This window comes from Niameybacter massiliensis, assembly GCF_001282685.1.
Classification (GTDB): domain Bacteria; phylum Bacillota; class Clostridia; order Lachnospirales; family Cellulosilyticaceae; genus Holtiella; species Holtiella tumoricola.
This window is the reverse complement of sequence record NZ_LN875035.1, coordinates 540,825-560,986: the sequence shown is the minus strand read 5'-3', so window position 1 is coordinate 560,986 and position 20,162 is coordinate 540,825. Positions and strand designations below refer to the sequence as shown.

Sequence of the window (20,162 nt, the reverse complement as noted above, 5' to 3'; positions counted from 1 at the left end):
TTGGACACTCCGACCTTTATCTTAGTAAATGGAACACTTACAAACTTAGGAGGAAGTCACAATGACTAAAGAATTCAAACAAGAACTTATGCAAAAATACGCAAGAACTGCTAACGATACTGGTTCTCCAGAAGTACAAATCGCACTTCTTACAGAAAGAATCAACCACTTAACAGATCACTTACGTACACACAAAAAAGACCACCATTCACGTCGTGGTTTATTCTTAATGATCGGTAAAAGAAGAGGTCTTTTAGATTACTTAATCAGAACAGACATCGAAAGATACCGTGCAATCATCAAAGAATTAGGAATCAGAAAATAATAACTTTGACAGGACAGGGCGGAGGTTTCCGCCCTTTTTTGTAATACTAATGAGGCAGACGCATACTTATTGTGCAATGTTACAAATCTTTAAGTGCTTAAAGATTTATAAGATTGCGCAAGCGATGTGAGATGCCTCAAGATAATCGAAAGGGGTATTGTTATGGTAAAAAATTATTCAACTACATTAGCAGGTAGACCACTTAAAGTGGAAATCGGCAAAATGGCTGGTCTTGCAAATGGTAGTGCATTAGTAAGTTATGGTGAAACAACTATTTTAGCTACAGTAGTAGCAAGTGATGAACCAAAAGAAGGGATTGACTTTTTCCCTCTTAGTGTAAACTATGAAGAAAAGTTCTATGCAGTAGGAAGAATTCCAGGAGGATACATTAAACGTGAGGGACGTCCATCAGAACGTGCGATTCTTACATCACGTGTTATTGACCGTCCAATGCGTCCACTTTTCCCAAAAGATTACCGTAATGATGTTGTTATTACAACAACTGTTATGTCTGTAGACCAAGATTGTAGTCCAGAAGTAACAGCTATGATTGCAGCTTCACTTGTTGTAGATATTTCAGATATTCCATTTGCAGGTCCAGTAGGTTCTGTACAAGTTGGTTTAGTAGATGGAGAACTCATCATCAACCCAACTTCAGCTCAAAGAGAAGTAAGTGACCTTGCTTTAACTGTTTCATCAAGTAGTACAAAAGTTATGATGATTGAAGCTGGAGCAAATGAAGTAGCAGAAGATCTTATGTTTGATGCAATTATGAAAGCACATGCAGTAAACCAAGAAATCGTTCAATTTATTAACGAGATTAAAGCTGACTGTGGTAAAGCTAAAAAAGAGAATTATACAACATGTACAGTACCAGCAGATATTCAAAACGAAATCATTGCAATGATTGGTGATGAACGTATGGAAACTGCTGTATTTACAGATGATAAACAAGTTCGTGAAACACAACTTAAAGCAATTAAAGATGAAATCATTGAAAAATTAACAGCAGAAGGTAAAGAAGAACATTTAGCTCAGCTTGGTGAAGTGTTCTACAACTTCGAAAAGAAAACAGTACGTCGTATGATCTTAAAAGAACATAAACGTCCAGATGGTCGTGCATTAGACGAAATTCGTCCACTTGCAGCTGATATCGATTTAATTCCACGTGTACACGGATCAGGTATGTTTACTAGAGGGCAAACACAAGTATTAACACTTACAACACTTGGACCTTTAGCAGATACACAAACGTTAGATGGTTTAGATGAATTAGAAGTATCTAAACGTTATATGCACCACTATAACTTCCCACCTTACTCAGTAGGTGAAGCCCGTTCACCACGTGCACCAGGCCGTCGTGAAGTAGGTCATGGTGCCCTTGCAGAACGTGCACTTTTACCAGTATTACCATCAGAACATGAATTCCCATATGCAATTCGTACTGTATCAGAAGTATTAAGCTCAAATGGTTCTACTTCTCAAGCAAGTATTTGTGGTTCATCACTTTCTCTTATGGCAGCAGGTGTACCACTTAAATCAGCAGTTGCAGGTATTTCAGTAGGTCTTGTAACAGGTGAGTCAGATGAAGATTTCGTAATGCTTACAGATATCCAAGGGTTAGAAGACTTCTTTGGAGATATGGACTTTAAAGTAGGTGGAACACATAAAGGGATTACAGCTATTCAAATGGATATGAAAATCCAAGGGTTAACACCAGAAATTATTCGTCAAGCATTTGAACAAACAAGAAAAGGCCGTTTATATATCTTAGATGAGATTATGACACCTGCTATTGCTGCACCACGTACAGAACTTTCTGAGTATGCACCACAAATTATTCAAATCACAATTAACCCAGAAAAGATTAGTGAAGTAATCGGACCAAAAGGTAAAATGATTAATAAAATCATTGATGAAACAGGCGTTAAAATTGATATTGAAGATGATGGACGCGTATTTATCTGTGGTACAGATGCAGATAAAACTGCTCGTGCAATTGAAATCATTCAAGGGATCGCAAAAGATATCGAAGCAGGAGAAGTATACAACGGTAAAGTTGTAAGACTTATGAACTTTGGTGCTTTTGTAGAACTTTTACCAGGTAAAGAAGGCCTTGTACACATTTCTCAGCTTGCACATGAACGTGTAGAAAAAGTTGAAGATGTGGTAGCTGTAGGTGATATGATTCAAGTTAAAGTTATTGAAATTGACAAACAAGGTCGTATCAATCTTTCAAGAAAAGTTTTACTTGAAAAACCTAAACGTGAAGAAACTGTTACAGAAGAAAAATAGGCATAAAGTATTAAACTTTAGCATAGAGTAGGATAGTTGTACAATATAGGGCTGTTGTAAAAAGTTCACTTGATGTAGTGAGCTTGCGACAGCCCTCTATTCTGTCTTAAAATAAACTAATGAAAAGGCCATATTTACTTTGGGGAGTAGAAAAATGGATAATAAAGAACGCTTTACTTCGGGACTTAGAAAGGCTATGCCAATAGCATTAGGCTATTTTCCAGTATCATTTACATTTGGAATTATGGCAGCCTCAGGGGGATTAAGTCCTCTTATGGCTGTCCTCATTTCCATGACAAACTTTACATCAGCAGGACAATTTGCAGGTACTCAATTAATGCTTATAAGTGGGCCTCTTTTAGAGATTGCTGTAACTACATTTGTGATTAACATTCGCTATATGCTGATGTCCCTTGCCATTAGCCAGAAACTTGCTCCTATGAGACTAGGAAAAAAATTAATTTTAGCTTTTGGAATTACAGATGAAACGTTTGCACTTGCGTCACTTGAGAAAAAAGAAATACCTTTTTTACATATGTTAGGGATTATTGTAGGACCTTATATAGGATGGGCATTAGGTACGTTTTGTGGTGCCTATGCATCATCTTTACTACCAATGAGTATTCAACAAGCTATGGGAATCGCTTTATATGCTATGTTTATCGCCCTTATTATACCAGGTATGAAGAAAGCTAAGGCAGTATGCTATGTCGTGCTTTTGACAATCGGGTTGAGTTTATTATTCCATTTTATGCCTTTTATTAGGCAATTAACGAATGGTTGGAAGATTATCTTTATTACCATTATAGGAAGTGGTATAGGGGCATGGTTATTTCCAATTAATGAGGAGGATTTTACATAATGTACATATTATTAGCGATTGGAGTGATGGCTCTTGTAACCTATTTACCAAGAGTTATTCCCCTAATCTTAATGAAAAAGAAAATACAGTCCAAATTTGTGCAATCCTTTTTATACTATGTGCCCTATACTGTTTTAGCTGCAATGACTTTTCCAGCTATTTTTAATTCGACAGGAAGCTTATTAAGTGGTATAGTAGGTGCAGGGATAAGCATAGGCCTTGCGTATTTGGGTGGAAGTTTACTTCAAGTGTCTATTGTGGCTGTTATTGCAGTCTATATTATGAATCTATTTTAGAAGGTGAATGTTATTTTAATTAGGATTAAACAAAACAACTTAACTAGAAAACGTATGGCACATTTATTTGCGGATGCGTTTTATGATGATCCTCTTTATGTTTATATCTTTCCCGATGATAAAACAAGGTTAGAGGCTTTAGAAGTTTTCTTTAAGATGTATTTAGATGTATTAGGTAAATATGGTGAGTTAGTGACAAATTCAGAAGATATGACAGCTGTAGCCTATATTTATTATGAAGAACGCTTCAAAAGTAAATCACTTTATTACAAAGATTTATTTTTGGCTTCATTAAGGTTAACAGATTTTTTACGATATGTTAAAGTACGTGATGTTTATCGTATGTTAAAAACAGTTCATCACTTATCGTCCGAATGGATTCATCATAATGTAGAAGGGAACTACATACATTTGGACTTATTAGCTGTTCAAAGAGAATATCGTGGACTTGGAAAAGCAAAGGCACTTGTGGATTATGCAATACAAGAAGCCAAGCTTAGAAACTTGCCACTTACATTAGAGACACAAAATGCAAAGAATATTAATTTATATAGACATTTTGAGTTTGAAACAGTAAAAGAGATTAGTTATGAAAATATGGTACAATATTGTATGATACGAAAGTAGAAGGTTGTTGCAGATAAGCAGCGGCCTTTTTTATTTTGTAAATTTGTAAAAAATTTAGTTTAACAAGTTGTCCTTACGGTCTAAACCGATAACACTTTCAATATATATGAAGTGAATAGAGATTGGAGGGATATTATGGAGAGGTTTTTTAAGCTTAAAGAAAATGGTACAACAGTAAAGACAGAGATTTTTGCAGGAATAACCACTTATTTGACTATGGCTTATATTCTATTTGTTAACCCTATGATTTTATCTCAAACGGGTATGGATCAAAAAGCTGTCTTTATGGCCACCATTTTGGCAGCGGTTATAGGAACCTTAGTAATGGGATTAGTTGCTAATGTACCTTTTGCGCAAGCACCAGGGATGGGACTTAATGCAATGTTTACCTTTACAATTGTGTTTGGTTTAGGATTCACTTGGCAACAGGCATTAGCAATGGTCTTTATATGTGGGCTTATTAATATTGTCATTACGGTGACAAAAGTACGAAAAATGATTATCAATGCGATTCCAACCTCTTTACAATATGCTATTTCTGCGGGAATTGGACTTTTTATTACTTATATTGGGCTTAAGCAAGCACATTTTATTACCTTTTCTGCCAGTGCATCAGATTGCATAACGAGCGGAGATTCTAGTATTTATATTAATGTACAACATGGATTAACAAACTTCACCGATCCTATTGCGTTGCTTGCATTAATTGGTCTTGTATTAACGATTATTTTATTACTCCTTAAGGTTAATGGGGCAATCTTATGGGGCATTTTAGGTACAACGATTATAGGTATATTTATGGGTGTAACACAAGTAGGAAATTTAAGTGGTATGAGTTTTGAAATACCAAGTATAGCACCAACTTTCTTAAAACTAGATTTTGCAGGATTATTTAGTGAACCTGGTAAATTCTTTTTAGTTTTTTCAACAATTTTTGCTTTGTCTTTATCTGATACATTTGATACGATAGGTACATTTTTAGGAACAGGACGTAAAGCTGGTATTTTTGATGAAAAAGATGAAGAGGTCTTTAAAAAAGGTCATAGTTTTTCTTCTAAACTTGAAAGAGCGCTTTTTGCGGATGCAACAGCAACTTCTATTGGTGCACTTTTAGGAACAAGTAATACAACTACCTATGTAGAAAGTGCGGCAGGTATTAGTGTAGGTGGTAAGACGGGATTAACTTCTGTTGTGGTAGCTTGTTTATTTTTACTTTCTATCTTTATTAGTCCGATAGTAGGCATTGTGCCTGCAGCGGCTACAGCACCAGCCCTTATTGTAGTGGGTATTATGATGAGTGAATCTTTAGCAAAAATAGCATGGCATGAATTTGAGGTTGCAGCACCAGCTTTCTTTACATTCATTTTTATGGCATTTACAGGTAGTATTACTAATGGTATCGCAATAGGATTTATTTGCTATTGTATTTGTATGGTAGTTAAAGGTAAAGCTAAAAAAATACATCCTATTATGTATATTGTAACCCTGTTGTTTATCTTAAATATGGTGATTCAAGCATTTATGTAAAAATAGATGAATAGATTAACGATATAATAATTAAAAATCATAGATTAAACTACATGAAATAAGTATTTATTAACTTGTAAAATAGAGTATGAGTAAGCCCCTAGAGCAAATAGATCTGCTGTAGGGGCTTTATGCATTGAGTAGAATCAATCTTTTAGAGGATAGGATTGTTAAAGGAGTGGTGTTGCAGTAAATCAGATTTATTTATAAAAAGAGTATAGAAAACATTAAAAGATTAGAGTAGAGTATATAGTATAAGAAAAAAATATAGATGCAAGAGCATAGCTATAGAATAAGGAGATAAGGATGACACGTGAAGCACTTAAGACATTATTGAATGAACAAGAAGCAAGTTGTATACTTTTTGAAAATGGACAAATGATTATGAACTCTTATGAAAAGGGTGTTTTGCCTTTATGGCGTTATATAACAGAGTGTGAAAGCCTTCCAGAAGGAACATTAGAAGTAGCTGATAAAATGGTAGGACGCGCAGTAGCTTATTTACTGATTTACTTAGGTGTAAGCAATGTTTATACCAAAGTCATTAGCAAGACAGCACTAGAAGTATTGAGCCGTTATGCAATGACAGTACATTATGATGAAGTTGTACCTTATATTTTAAATCGTACAAAAGATGGTCAATGTCCGATGGAAGCGGCACTTGAGCAAGTAGGTGTTGAACAAGAAGCTTTTAAGATTATTAATCAGTTTGTAAAAAGAAGGTTAGGTATAGCTTAGAGCATAAAAAGGAGTGAGTAAATGCAAATAAGATATAAAGATAAATAAATTAGTGAGAGTAAATACAAGAAATAATATAAAGATAGATATAAAATTAAGTTCGAAAAAAGTTTCAAATAAAAAGGTAAACAGCAAATTTTAGGAGGCAATAGTGCGAGGAAATAGAATGCTTATACATAAGAAGGTAGCCTGTGGGTTACTTGGTGCTACAATACTTTTAAATCAGCAGTATAGGGTTTATGGACAACCTTTGCCAGGGGATATTGTTGTAGAGGGTGTCAAAGTAGAGTTTGATGCTACAACAGGTGTACCTATAACCATAGAGGGACGTACACATGTACCGCTACGTCTTATGGCAGAAAGGTTAGGGTATAAAACAGGATGGGATGCTTTAGCAGGAAGAGTAACAGTAGAGGATGGTAATAACCATATATCTCTACAAATAGGAAGCCCAGAGGCAACCATCAATGGCAAACAAGTATATATTGATGAGAGAGAGGGGGTGCCTGTATATTCCACGACAGCAAGTTTAAGAAATGATAGAACTTATGTACCTTTACGATTTGTAACAGAAAATCTAGGTTGTGAAGTGAACTTTGAAAATGGGATTACTTATATTACAAATAAACAAGAAGCAGAAGGTCCAATTGATCCATGGCGTTATCAAGGGTTATTAGGAAAAGGGATGGATGTAGACTGGTCTAAAACGGAACAAGGACGTAAGTCTTATAATAAACAAGCTGCACAAGACTTTAAAGCTGCAGGTGTTAGCCATGTACGCATTAGAGTAAAAGATGAAGCAGATGAAGAACTCTTTAAAAGCTTAGATCAACAGATAGAAGATTGTCTTGAAGTAGGTTTAATACCTATCATTGCATATCAAGCAGATGAATTTAAAAATGAACCGAGTGAGAAGAATATTAAAAAGGTGGTAAAGTGGTGGGAAACAGTTGCCGAACGTTATAAAGATGTTTCTCATCTTCTTTCCTTTGATTTACTTATTGAAGCAACAGATACACTGAATAAGCAACCAGAGAAATTAAATAAAATTTATGAACGTATTGTAACAGCGATTCGTCAAACAAATCCAACAAGGATTATTATGATTTCACCACGATTGCGTTCGGATGCGGCGTATCTAAGTGAACTTAACATACCAACAGATTATAATGGCTACTTAATGGCCCAATGGCATTTTTATGCTTCAGGACCGAGTAAGACCAATGAGCGTAAGCTATGGGCCATAGGAACAGAAGAAGAAAAAGCACTTATCAATGAAAAGATTGATTTAGCACTTGAATGGCAACAATCAACAGGTATACCAACATGGGTAGGTGCTTGGATGCCAGGTAACTATAATGATGGAAATGATTATACGATTCATGAACAAGTAGTCTTTGCAACATATATGAGTGAACAATTAATAGAGGCAGGCATACCTTTTGCAGTGAATTCAGATACGAAGTTCTATGACAGAGAAACCAATGAATGGGTAGAAGAGATGCTACCAGTAAGAACATCTATTTATAAGAAATAGAATTTTTAGGAGCAAATTGGAAAAAGACAGCATATATTGATGGTATCAAACATCATGGAGGTCTCAAAATGCAACGTCATAGTCAACAATCAATGCAATCTGGACTAGGATTAGGAAGTATTTTGATAGCTGGTCTTGTTTTCAGAAGTATGACACAAGCTTCACAAAAAGAAGAAAGTGAAGTAGTAGAGAATGAGCAATCAGAAAGTATAGATGTAGTAGTAGATGAAGAACCTGTTGAAAGAGTAGTAGAAATGCCTATAAGTATGCCAAATCCTATTATAGAATACGCAACGTTAGAAGAACTTGAGGCTGCATTACCTTTCACATTAAAGTTACCTATTATTCCGAGTGACTATATGAGGAGTAGTTTTTCAACTATAGATGGGCATATAGCACAAGTGGTATATGCAAGTTCTACCAATGAAATCACTTATCGTATGGCTGAAGGTACACAGGACATCAGTGGAGATTATACGGATTATCCACTAGAAGAAGATGTGGATAGTAAATGGGATGAGGTTACATTAAAAGGTGATTCTAGTGGTATTTATTTAGCAGTATGGACAGACGGTACTTATACTTACTCCATAAGGAGCCAAGAGGCATTAAATGAACAAGAAATGATGGATTTAGTTGAAAGTATAGGATAAGATGAGGACTTAAGTAAGTGAGATCATTTACTTAAGTCCTTATTCTATGAGTTAGAAATTAGAAAATTTAATGGAGACAAGAAGATTTTTGGTCTAGAACAAGAAATCATGTAATAGCTATTAATATGGAAAATAGAGGAGATGGGATCATGATTAAGTGTAGATTAAAAGAATTTGTGACCTATTATATTCATTCTATGTTAAAAGCCTATAAGCTAAGAGATTATTTAGCGTGTAAAAAGAATATTTCAAAAGAAGAAGCCAATCAAATGTGGTATGCTTATATGGGCGTTTTAGCACAGGGAAATGATTGGACGAATGTATAAAAAAAGTGATAGAATAGAGAATAAAAAGATACAATGAAAAGAATGAAGTGCTTAAAGATAAATTCAATTAAGATAAGAAAGAGGAAAAGATAATGAAGGTCCTATCAGTGATCATAGATACCGATCCAGGAGTAGATGATTTTGTAGCACTTATGCTAGCAAAACAAAATCCACAATTAAAGATAGAAGGGATTACAACCGTAGCAGGAAATTTAGGAAGTGATAAGGTTACACAAAATGCTTTAAATATTGTTGAATTCCTAGAATTAGAAGCACCTGTTATACGCGGTGCACGATCACCTTTAGGACATTCACTTGAAAGTGCAGAAGCTTTTCATGGAGAAGGTGGGTTAGGTGGTGTTAAATTACCACAATCTAATCAGAAATGTATTGAGCAGTACGCATGGGACTTTATCTATGAAAAAGCAGTAAGTTTAAAGGGTGAATTAGAAATTATTGCACTAGGGCCGTTAACTAATCTTGCCAAGGCGCTAAAAAAGTATCCTGATTTATTTCAACATGTTAAGACAATTACATTTATGGGTGGCTCCACTGGAAGAGGAAATCGTACACCTTTTGCAGAATTTAATATATGGGCAGATCCACTAGCTGCTCAGATCGTATTCGAGTCAGGAATTCCTCTCAAAATGGTAGGATTAGATGTAACAACAAAAGGTGTTTTAAATGAAACCAACATGAATAAGTTATTCGAATATGAACATCCTTATAAAGAGGTTGTGAAGCAGTTACTACATTTTTTACAACAACTCAGTAAGCAAATGGGAAAGGATACAGTTATGCTTCATGATGCATTAGCTGTAGCTAGCGTGATTTGTCCCCCATTATTAACGTATACAGCCTGTTATGGTGAGGTAGAGATACACGATGAAAAGTACAGAGGACAAACACGTATAGACTTAGAACATGTAACCAGGAAGCAGCCTAATGTAGAGGTAGCTATAGCGGTTGATACCCCTAGATTTATTCATTTACTTGAAGAAATGTTAAAGTATTAAATATAAAGAAGGGCTGATAGACGTTGAAGGTTATCAGCTTTTTCTTATGAACTTTATTAAATCCCAATAGACTTTAAATGAAGAGTGATGAAGTATGATAAAATATAAATCACGTAAAAGGACAAAAATAAAGCAGATGAAATGCAAAAGGAGATTAAACATGATTGTAGTGGTAGGTAGTTTAAATATAGATTTAGTTGTGGAAGTAGAGAGAAGACCGGAAAAAGGTGAAACCTTATCAGGACGTGATTTTCATACATTCCCTGGAGGAAAAGGTGCCAATCAAGCAGTAGCTATTGGAAGGTTAGGCGAAACATGTGCAATGCTTGGATGTATTGGAGAGGATACGAATGGTAAGTTAATGTATGAGGTGCTTCAAAAAGAGGGCTTAGAACTTGCGTATCTTAAGCAAGTAGAGGGACCAAATGGTGTAGCTGTTATTACACTCAGTGAACAAGATAATAGTATCATTGTTGTACCAGGAGCCAATCAATCGGTAACAGTAGACTATATAGAAGCCAATCGTAAGATAATAGAAGCAGCTGATTTAGTTGTTACCCAGTTAGAGATTCCGTTAGAGGCTGTATGCTATTTAGGAGAAATGACGTCTAAAAAAGGCATTCCACTTATTCTAAATCCAGCACCAGCACAGGTCTTACCCAAAGCACTTATTGAACAATGTACGTACTTAACACCTAATGAGCATGAATGCAAAATATTATTTGGAGAAGAAGAATCTCTTGAAGCATGTCTTAAAAAGTATCCCAATAAATTAATTGTTACCCAGGGTGCACAAGGGGTAAGCTTTTATGATGGGAAAGAAGTGGTTAATGTACCTGCTTATAAGATGGAAGTAGTAGATACAACAGGTGCAGGAGATACCTTTAATGGTGCACTTGCATATCAATTAGCACAGGGAACAGGATTAAGGGAGGCTATTGATTTTGCAAACTTGGCAGCGGGCCTGTCTGTAACCCAATTAAGTGCACAAGGTGGTATGCCAACTTTAGAACAAATAAAAGCTTATAGAAACAATGTAAAATAAGTAAAAAGATACCTCACAAAAAGGCCAAAATATAAAATTGAAATATCTAATTAAATATGATATTTTATAAAAGTATATAAAAATATTGTGACATCTAAAAAGCATAGGTAAGACTTAGATATAAACGAATGCATTGGATTTATAGCGTTGTATAGAGGGATACAAAGTAAGGGGCAAAGCTTTAGAACTTATAAAAAACCAAAAAAGAATGTAGAAGGGGAGATTAAATGAAGGATATAAAGTTAACACAAGTGTTAGGGATTATAGGGATACTCTTATGGGCGGTGACCATTTTTTTAAGAGAGACGAGTGTAAGCGCAATAAGTGGAGTGGGTTTTATACTAGGTGTGATGCCAAACTTTGCAGCAGTATGGTTCTTTGCTAGTTGTGTTTGTCAAGTGTATGAAACCTATTATAAAAAAGCATTTACGTTAAAATCTATGATGATAACTCTTGGATGTATTTTTATAGGGGCATTAGGATCTGAAATTGTTCATGATCTGTTTTTAAATAGTCCATTTGATGGATATGATATACTGGTAACCATTATAGCAATAGTTCTCTTTGCAGGAGCAGACTACATACAATTAAAAAAGTCCTTAAGCTGTTAAGCTTTGAGGACTTTTTTAATATTGAAGGATTTTTTTATTTTGAGCATAATCCATAAGGGCCTCTTGATCAAGAATTTTGATGGAGTGGCCTAATTTTTTTATAATACCCTCATCTTTAAAACTACCAATAATTCTAGCTACGGTAATATGATGAATGCCTAAGTACTTAGAAAGCTCAGGATAGTTAAATTCTTTATGTAATATAAAATCACCATTTACTTCTTCTGCAAGAGAGAGCAAGGTAAAGGCAATTTTTGAAGCCGCATTACTTTCTTGAGCGGTATAGAAATGTTTAAGCAAATTTCTAGAAGTATTAGCCATGGAAAGCATAATAAATTTTAAGATTTGTGGATAAGTTTGCATGAGTTCAAAAATACGCTCTTTTTCAAGACGATATACCGTGCAGTTACTTTTGGCTTTAAGAAGAAAGTAAGCTTCAGAAGTTGTATCTTGTTCATGAGTATATTCTAAAAAGGCTGGAGTAAAACCAATGATAGAACCTGGTTTGAGATAATGATAAATATGTTCTTTGCCAGAATCTTTAAGGCTCATCAAGGCGCAAAGGCCATCAGTTAGGCAGTAGATGGCATCAAGATTATCGTAACCATCATAAAAGATATGGCCTTTGGGGAGTTTTTGAAGCGTACCTGCATTACAGAGAATTTGAAAATGTTCATGGTCAAGTTGTTTCATAGCATACCTCCTGAGGTAAAGATGTTGAAAATAAATTAACAAAATAAAAATATAGCATACGTTTTGTTTTGAATAAATAGGTTGCATACAATGCACAAATAAAATTTTAAAACTATCTTTATTATAACGTAAATAGCTATATAAAAATATATTTTTGTTAAAAAAATATAAAATATTAGCGTGGACTAATCGTAAAAACAAAACTATATGATATTATTTTAACAAATAAAGGAGGGAGCAAATATGTCGAAGGAAGCTGTTCTAGAGGTAAAGGGTGTAGCAGTCGAAACAAAAAGTAAAGTAGATGTGATGTACTTATGTCATTGTTCTATAGGTTTATTATTCATGTTTGGCTTTGGGTATTTATCACCTATCGATCCGATTACACCAATGGGAATGAAAATATTAGGGATTTTCTTAGGACTTATTTATTTATGGACAACAGTAGATACTGTATGGCCAAGTTTATTAGGGCTCGTAGCCATTGCACTAACAGGATTTATGCCGATGAATAAAGCATTTGCTGAATCTTTTGGGAGTAACCAAATTATTTTAGTTGTAGGGATCTTGGCACTTGTAGGTGCAATTAATGCAAATGATATTTGTAAATACATAGGTAGATGGTTTGTAACACGTAAAGTTATCAATGGTAGACCATGGGTATTTACGTTTATGATTTTTATGGGTGTATATATTTTAACCATATTAACTTCTACAGATACAGCCATTTTCTTATTCTGGCCAATACTTTATGGACTTTTTAAAGATATTGGATATAAACCAGGTGATCAATATGCAACCTTAATGATTGTTGGTGTTGTTATGGTCGGACTCTTTGGATTTGCGGCAATGCCATTTAGAGGGATTGTACTTTTAATGCTTACAAACTTTGAAGCGTTATCAGGTATTGCCATTAATCAACTTTCATACTTAACCATCTCTCTTATATTAGGGTTGGTACTTATTGTAGGTCTTGTACTTGTGTTTAAATATATTTTCCGTCCGGATATTACTTTATTAAAATCCGTCCGTACAGAGTTATTTGAAAAAGAAAAACTTCCGCCTATGAATTTAAGACAAAAGATGTTAGTCGGTGCACTTATTATCTTTATGGCAGGGATGTTCCTACCTAACCTTTTACCAGAAGGGTTATGGATTAAAAACATCTTAAATACATTAGGGCCTGCAGGTTTTGTAACACTTCTTGTAGCCTGTTTAGCACTTATTCGTATAGAGGGAAAACCTTTATTACCATTTGCTCAGATTATGAATAGAGTCATGAACTGGCCAATGGTATGTATTATTGGAACAGCACTGGTTATTGGTTCTGCTTTAACAAGTCCAGAAACAGGAATTCGAGACTTTTTAACCAATGTTTTCTCAGGTATTGTAGCAGGTAAAAGTCCTATTATGATTATGGTGATCTTCGTAATTATTGCACTGATTGCAACAAACTTTAGTAATAATTATGTTATTGGAGTTATCTTACTTACAATTTCATCATCTCTTGCAACAACAATGGGCTTTAATCCAATTCCTGTAGCTATGCTCATTATCTTTACTGTACACATTGCAAGTGTAACACCTGCAGCATGTCCTTATGCAGCTATTTTACATTCCAATAAAGAATGGGTAAAAACTAATGAAGTTTATAAATACACTATCGCAATGTCAGCCTATGTATTACTTGTATTACTCGTTTTAGGTGTGCCACTTGCTAATTTAGTTATAGGTTAGAAATGAAATAAATTTTAAAAGGGTTATGAAAAAAGGAGCGATAAAAATGGCAGTAGAAATGATAAAAAGAGAACATCTTATTCATAGTCAATATGAAAGTGAACAAGCAATGCTTGCTGAATTTGAACAAGGTCATTATACTTATGACCAGCCTTATGTGAAGTTAAATCCTTATCATATTGTGCCTTTAGCAGCAGTAGTAGCTTTTAAGACAGAGGAACCAGTAGCTGTAACAGTTGCAGTAAAAGGTAAAGAAGAAGCAGGTACAATCAGTCATACCTATGAAGCAGCAACAACTCATGTTCTACCTGTACTTGGACTCTATGCAGACTATAACAATACGGTTGAAATCACACTTGCAACAGGAGAAGTTCATTGTTTCAATCTTCAAACAGAACCTCTTCATGCAATGGCATTAAAACCAACTAAAATTGAAACAACAAGTGCTTATATGAAAGATAATTTAATGTTTATCAGTCCAACAGGTAAAGCTTATTGTGCAGCTTATGATTACCAAGGTGAATGCCGTTGGTACTTAGCAGATACCTTTGTATTTGATATTAAACGCATTAAAAATGGACACTTTTTAATTGGTTCAGAACGTTTCTTAGAAAAACCTTATACAACAACAGGTGTTGTTGAGATGGATATGGTAGGGAAAATGTATAAAGAATTCCGTTTGCCAGGAGGTTACCATCATGACCAACTTGAGATGGAAGATGGTAATATTATGATCCTTACTCAAGACTTTGAAAGAGGAACCATTGAAGATCTTTGTGTACTTGTAGATCGTAACACAGGAGAAATTATTAAAAAATGGGATATCCAAAGTGTATTGCCACAAGAAGCAGGTAAATCAGGAAGCTGGACACCACACGACTGGTTCCACAATAATGCAGTATGGTATGATAAGAAAACAAATAGTTTATCTTTCTCAGGTAGACACCAAGATGCGATTATTAATGTGGATTACGATACCTGTAAGCTTAATTGGATTCTTGGTAATCCAGATGGATGGCCACAAGAAATGGTAGAAAAATATTTCTTCACACCAGTTGGTGAAAACTTTGATTGGCAATATGAGCAACATGCATGCCTTATTACACCAGAAGGGGATGTGATGTGCTTTGATAACGGTCAATACCGTGCAAAACGTAAAGAAGACTATATTAAAAATGGTGATAACTTCTCAAGAGGTGTACGCTACAAAATTGATACAGACAAGATGACAATTGAACAAGTATGGCAATACGGAAAAGAGCGTGGGTCAGAGTTCTTCTCACCTTATATTTGTAACGTAGAATATTATGCAGATGGGCATTACCTTGTTCACTCAGGTGGTATTGTAATGGAAGACGGTAAGCCAACTGAAAGTCTTATGAAAAGTGCAGTGTCAACAGAAAATAATGTAACACGTAATGCTATTACAGTTGAAATTCTAAATGATGAAGTCATGTTTGAAATGCAAGTACCAAGTAACTACTACCGTGCAGAAAAAATGCCACTTTACCACAATGGTGCAAATTTAGAGCTTGGAAAAGGTAAAATTCTTGGTACATTAGGGACATCAGAAGAATTCTTAACAGAAATTCCTGATCTTAAAGATGAAGGCAATAGTGTACCAGAAAAGTACAAAGCACACTTTGCAGAAGAAATAGACCGTATCGTATTTAATGCAGAATTTGCAAAAGGTCAATTAGTGATGCTTCTTTTAGAAGGTGCAGACAAAACTTATCAATACTATGTGCCAACAACAGAAAAAACATTCACAGCAATCTGTGTAGCAAGCTTCCAAACAGACCTTAAACGTGCTATTCAAATGAATGTAATGAAAGAGGGCGTAAAAGGAGAATTTAATATTGCAGTCGTGATTGATGATGAAAAATTCCAAACAGGTTTAACTGTAACTTTCTAAAAAATGAGTAAGGCAAGTCATATATAATAAATAGCTATTAACTTAAATGAATAGAAGAGTTCTAAAACTAAAGTAAGATAGCGTTTTAGAACTCTTTTTTTTGTGATTAACAAGTAAAAAAATAGAGTGGAAAAAGTAAAATTTTAGTGTTACTATTTAAATAGCAGTACAAAAATTATAATAAAACTCATACGAAGGGAAATTTGAGATGAAGGTAGAATGTACCACTTATTTGACAGCTAATGAAAATTTTGATTCGAAGTATTTTAGAATACCATTTTGTGAAGTAACCAATCATAATGTTTTAATCGCTGGGGGTGATATTCGTTATAATGGTTCTAGTGATGTAGACAATATTGATATTGGAATACGTAGAAGTTTAGATTTAGGTAATACTTTTTTAGAAGAACAGAAAGTACTATGTAATCATCGTAGCGTAGAAAAATCCAGAATATTAGATGCTTGTATTTTAGTGGATAGACAAACAAATCGTGTCTTTATCTTTGGACATAACGTAGATAGTAATGCATTATGGGAACATACAAAGGAACCTAGTGCAATAGAAGCTTATATGGTATATACCTATTCAGATGATGATGGTGCAACATGGGCTCCGAAAAGAAGTCTGGCACACTTAAAGGATGAGACAATGGTAAGCTTTTTCCCAGCTCCAGGTAAAGGCATACAAATGGAAGATGGAACGTTAGTTGTACCTTGTCAAATTAAAACCAACGAGCAGGAGGTGCCCTCTATTCAATCTTGCATTATGATTTCAGAAGATGGAGGTAATACATGGGCGTTCCCAGGAGGAAGAGTAGAGGCGTTTTCTTCAGAATGCCAGGTTGTAGAGTTAGATTCAGGTATATTAATGCTTAATTGTAGAAGTTATGCCAGCTACAGAAGAGTTTATTTAAGCTACGATAAAGGGAAAACATGGGTACCTCATGAAACGGATAGCCGTGTTCTTGTAGAGCCTTATGCTTGCCAAGGAAGTTTTGATAAGATAACTGTTGATGGACAACCCCTTTATGTATTTGTCAATCCAAACTCTAAGGAGAAAAGGGAAAAAATTACTCTAAAAGTTTCTAAGGATACGATCAACTGGCAAGAGCATGTCATATTGGTAGAGGAGGAAACAGATGGTTATACGTGTATTTGCCATTTAGATCATCTACTTTTTATTGCCGTTGAAAGACGAGGTAATATTGAACTTTATAAAGTAGAAATGAATTGTTATGAGTCTTAAATGAAAAGAGCTCTCTAGTGCTAGAATTTTAATTTAGCATTAGAGAGCTCTTTATTTATTTTACCGTTAAGCTTGTAAGTAAGCTTTAACTTGTTCAACGATATTTTCTACGCAGAAACCATGTTTCTTGAAAATTAAATCAGCAGGTGCAGATTCACCAAAAGTATCAAGAGAAATAATACGACCATCTAAACCTGTATAGCGGTCCCAGCCAAAGGAAGTAAGGGCTTCTACAGCCAGACGTTTACGATTAGATGTTGGTAAAATGCTTTGCTTATAACTTAATGGTTGTTGCTCGAATAAATCCATAGAAGGTATACTGATGACACAAGCTTTAATATGTGCTTCGTCAAGAAGTGTGGCAGCTTTTTCAATGAGTTGTACTTCTGAACCAGTAGCCATTAAGAGGATATCTGCTTCATCAGCTGTATATGAACCAATAACATAAGCACCCTTTTTAGCTTCTTCACCACTATTCGCAAGGTAAGGTAGGTTTTGTCTTGAAAGGACAATACTAACAGGTGCATCTTGGCTATTCATGGCATACTCCCAAGCTGCAATGGTTTCTTTTGCATCAGCAGGACGGAAAGTAATCATATTAGGCATACTACGTAACATTGCAAGGTGTTCAATCGGTTGATGTGTTGGTCCGTCTTCGCCAACCCCAATACTATCATGAGTCAGGACATAGGTAACAGGTAAATGCATGAGTGCAGAAAGACGCATCGCATTTTTCATGTAATCACTAAAGACAAAGAAAGTGGAGCAGAAAACTTTTAAACCACCGTATAAGGCCATACCATTAGCAATAGCGGCCATGGCATGTTCACGAATACCAAAGTGGAGGTTATGCCCTGTGTAATCCCCAGCACTAAAGTCTCCTTTATTAGCCATATATGTCTTCGTTGAAGGTGCAAGGTCAGCAGAACCCCCAATAAAGTTAGGAACACGTTTAGCAAGCTCATTGATTACTTCATAAGAGGCTTGACGTGTAGCAAGAGATTTTGAAGGATCACTATAGTTGGCATAAAGATCTTCTAAGCTATAAGAAGTAGGGGTGTGCCAGTCTTCCCATTCTTTAGCGAGTTCAGGATATTCGGCTTTATAAGCTTCAAAATTCCAGTTCCAATTAGCTTCTTTTTCGTAGGCAGTTTGACAAAAGGCATCCATATCCTTACGAAGTTCGTCACTCACGTAGAAGTCTTGGACCGGAAGTCCTAAGTCAATTTTCATTTGGGCAATATTATCTTTGCCAAGAGGTTCACCGTGTGCACTTGCCTTACCTACCTTTTGTGCACAACCATATCCAATTTGTGTTTTAATTTCAATAAAACTTGGTTTGTCTTTTGTAGCTTTTGCCTGGGCGATGGCTGAAGAAATAGCAGCTGTATCGTTACCATCTTCTACAAGTTGAGTGTGGAAGCCTTGCGCTTCCATGCGACTACGTACGTTTTCAGTAAAGGCAAGAGAAGTAGAGCCTTCAATCGTAATATTATTTGAATCGTATAAAACGATTAATTTATCAAGTTTAAGTGTACCTGCAAGAGAAAGGGCTTCATAAGAAATCCCTTCCATAAGGCAGCCGTCACCGACAAGTGCATAAGTATAATGATCAACAATAGGGAAGTTAGGACGGTTAAAGTGAGCTGCCATATGTGCCTCGGCCATAGCAAAACCAACAGCAGATGCAACGCCTTGACCAAGAGGGCCAGTAGTCATTTCTACCCCTTTTGTATGGGCATATTCAGGGTGACCTGGTGTAAGAGAGTTTTCTTGACGGAAGTTTTTAAGATCCTCAGTTGTAAGCCCGTAGTCAAAAAGATGTAAGGCAGCATAAAGAAGGGCAGAACCATGTCCTGCTGATAAGATAAAGCGGTCACGGTTAGGCCATTTAGGATTGTGAGGATTATGGTTCATGTGTTCTTGCCATAAAGTATACACAATAGGTGCAGCACCCAGTGGTAAGCCAGGGTGTCCAGAGTTTGCTGCTTGAACAGCATCAGCAGCAAGGGCACGAAGGGTGTTAATTGCTTGATTATTTCTCATTGTTAAGTACCTCCGTAAGACCAGCCCAGTCAGCCATAAATCTTTCGATCCCTGCTGTAGTAAGTGGGTGATTCACCATTTGTTTAATAACACTATAAGGAACAGTTGCAATATGTGCACCAGCTTTAGCCGATTCTAATACATGAATAGGGTTACGTACACTTGCTGCAATAATTTCAGTCTTTATTTTATGTGTTTCAAAGATTTCAGCAATATCCTTAATAAGAACATTTCCATCAAAACCAATGTCATCAAGGCGTCCAACAAATGGACTTACATATGTAGCACCTGCACGTGCAGCAAGAAGGGCTTGGTTTGCAGAAAAGACAAGGGTAACGTTTGTTTTGATATTTTTGCTAGAAAGGATTTTGGTTGCTTTTAGACCTTCTAAAGTCATTGGGAGTTTGATAACGATATTTGGATGAATGCTAGCAAGTTTAAGTGCTTCTTCTATCATACCAGGTGCTTCAAGTGATAAAACTTCTGCACTAATAGGACCATCTACAATAGTTGTAATCTCTTTAATCACTTCTTCAAAAACAAGACCTTCTTTTGCAATAAGTGAAGGATTCGTTGTTACCCCACAGATAACACCTAATTCATTGGCCATAGCAATATCTTTTGTATTCGCAGTATCAATAAATAACTTCATAATAAAACCTCCTAA

Annotated in this window: 19 protein-coding genes; 16 read left to right on the top strand and 3 right to left on the bottom strand. The window is 35.4% G+C overall.

What is annotated here, in order from left to right; all coding sequences use genetic code 11:
• Window positions 1-61 precede the first annotated feature (61 nt).
• The 13 genes from rpsO to BN2390_RS08250 all read left to right on the top strand — a co-directional run bounded on the left by rpsO (window position 62) and on the right by BN2390_RS08250 (window position 11,858).
• Window positions 62-325, top strand: a complete 264-nt coding sequence (gene rpsO, locus BN2390_RS08305; RefSeq protein ID WP_053983887.1) for a 30S ribosomal protein S15 — start codon at window positions 62-64, stop codon at window positions 323-325.
• A 162-nt stretch (window positions 326-487) separates the two neighbouring features.
• On the top strand, window positions 488-2,620 hold the full coding sequence (locus BN2390_RS08300) for a polyribonucleotide nucleotidyltransferase (protein ID WP_053983886.1): 2,133 nt from the start codon (window positions 488-490) through the stop codon (window positions 2,618-2,620).
• A gap of 154 nt (window positions 2,621-2,774) precedes the next feature.
• Window positions 2,775-3,482: an AzlC family ABC transporter permease gene (locus BN2390_RS08295; protein WP_053983885.1), complete on the top strand. Its 708-nt coding sequence runs from the start codon at window positions 2,775-2,777 to the stop codon at window positions 3,480-3,482.
• Entirely contained in the window at window positions 3,482-3,778 is a 297-nt protein-coding gene (locus BN2390_RS08290) for an AzlD domain-containing protein (protein WP_053983884.1), read from the top strand. The genes BN2390_RS08295 and BN2390_RS08290 overlap by 1 nt, the downstream gene beginning before the upstream one ends.
• A 54-nt stretch (window positions 3,779-3,832) precedes the next feature.
• Window positions 3,833-4,405: a GNAT family N-acetyltransferase gene (locus BN2390_RS08285; protein ID WP_053983883.1), complete on the top strand. Its 573-nt coding sequence runs from the start codon at window positions 3,833-3,835 to the stop codon at window positions 4,403-4,405.
• 135 nt (window positions 4,406-4,540) lie between these two features.
• Window positions 4,541-5,932, top strand: coding sequence for an NCS2 family permease (locus BN2390_RS08280; RefSeq protein ID WP_053983882.1), 1,392 nt, complete (start codon window positions 4,541-4,543; stop codon window positions 5,930-5,932).
• A 306-nt stretch (window positions 5,933-6,238) separates the two neighbouring features.
• On the top strand, window positions 6,239-6,670 hold the full coding sequence (locus BN2390_RS08275) for a DUF1893 domain-containing protein (protein ID WP_053983881.1): 432 nt from the start codon (window positions 6,239-6,241) through the stop codon (window positions 6,668-6,670).
• Between the two features lie 151 nt (window positions 6,671-6,821).
• Window positions 6,822-8,207 (top strand): stalk domain-containing protein, encoded by a 1,386-nt coding sequence (locus tag BN2390_RS08270; protein WP_053983880.1) that lies wholly within the window; start codon window positions 6,822-6,824, stop codon window positions 8,205-8,207.
• 68 nt (window positions 8,208-8,275) lie between these two features.
• Window positions 8,276-8,860: a hypothetical protein gene (locus BN2390_RS08265; RefSeq protein WP_053983879.1), complete on the top strand. Its 585-nt coding sequence runs from the start codon at window positions 8,276-8,278 to the stop codon at window positions 8,858-8,860.
• Window positions 8,861-9,009: 149 nt separating this feature from the next.
• Window positions 9,010-9,186 (top strand): hypothetical protein, encoded by a 177-nt coding sequence (locus tag BN2390_RS21685; protein ID WP_154668808.1) that lies wholly within the window; start codon window positions 9,010-9,012, stop codon window positions 9,184-9,186.
• Between the two features lie 92 nt (window positions 9,187-9,278).
• Complete coding sequence (locus tag BN2390_RS08260; protein WP_053983878.1) at window positions 9,279-10,202, top strand: nucleoside hydrolase; 924 nt, start codon at window positions 9,279-9,281, stop codon at window positions 10,200-10,202.
• 160 nt (window positions 10,203-10,362) lie between these two features.
• A complete protein-coding gene (gene rbsK / locus BN2390_RS08255; protein ID WP_053983877.1) occupies window positions 10,363-11,247 on the top strand; it encodes a ribokinase in 885 nt (294 codons plus the stop codon).
• Between the two features lie 227 nt (window positions 11,248-11,474).
• Window positions 11,475-11,858, top strand: a complete 384-nt coding sequence (locus BN2390_RS08250; RefSeq protein WP_053983876.1) for a hypothetical protein — start codon at window positions 11,475-11,477, stop codon at window positions 11,856-11,858.
• Window positions 11,859-11,873: 15 nt separating this feature from the next.
• Here the strand turns inward: BN2390_RS08250 and BN2390_RS08245 are convergent, their stop codons facing one another.
• On the bottom strand, window positions 11,874-12,551 hold the full coding sequence (locus tag BN2390_RS08245) for a Crp/Fnr family transcriptional regulator (protein ID WP_053983875.1): 678 nt from the start codon (window positions 12,549-12,551) through the stop codon (window positions 11,874-11,876).
• A gap of 243 nt (window positions 12,552-12,794) precedes the next feature.
• Between BN2390_RS08245 and BN2390_RS08240 the strand changes: the two genes are divergently transcribed.
• From BN2390_RS08240 to BN2390_RS08230, 3 genes are all read left to right on the top strand, one after another.
• The gene (locus BN2390_RS08240) at window positions 12,795-14,288 is read left to right on the top strand and encodes an SLC13 family permease (protein ID WP_053983874.1); all 1,494 of its coding nucleotides are present in this window, start codon (window positions 12,795-12,797) and stop codon (window positions 14,286-14,288) included.
• A gap of 46 nt (window positions 14,289-14,334) precedes the next feature.
• Window positions 14,335-16,203 (top strand): aryl-sulfate sulfotransferase, encoded by a 1,869-nt coding sequence (locus BN2390_RS08235; protein WP_053983873.1) that lies wholly within the window; start codon window positions 14,335-14,337, stop codon window positions 16,201-16,203.
• 208 nt (window positions 16,204-16,411) lie between these two features.
• Entirely contained in the window at window positions 16,412-17,449 is a 1,038-nt protein-coding gene (locus BN2390_RS08230; RefSeq protein ID WP_053983872.1) for a sialidase family protein, read from the top strand.
• A gap of 66 nt (window positions 17,450-17,515) precedes the next feature.
• On the opposite strand, the gene tkt is transcribed toward BN2390_RS08230, so the two are convergent.
• Together tkt and fsa are read right to left on the bottom strand one after the other, a co-directional pair.
• Window positions 17,516-19,495, bottom strand: coding sequence for a transketolase (gene tkt, locus BN2390_RS08225; RefSeq protein WP_053983871.1), 1,980 nt, complete (start codon window positions 19,493-19,495; stop codon window positions 17,516-17,518).
• On the bottom strand, window positions 19,485-20,147 hold the full coding sequence (gene fsa, locus BN2390_RS08220; RefSeq protein WP_053983870.1) for a fructose-6-phosphate aldolase: 663 nt from the start codon (window positions 20,145-20,147) through the stop codon (window positions 19,485-19,487). The genes tkt and fsa overlap by 11 nt, the downstream gene beginning before the upstream one ends.
• Between the last annotated feature and the right edge of the window lie 15 nt (window positions 20,148-20,162).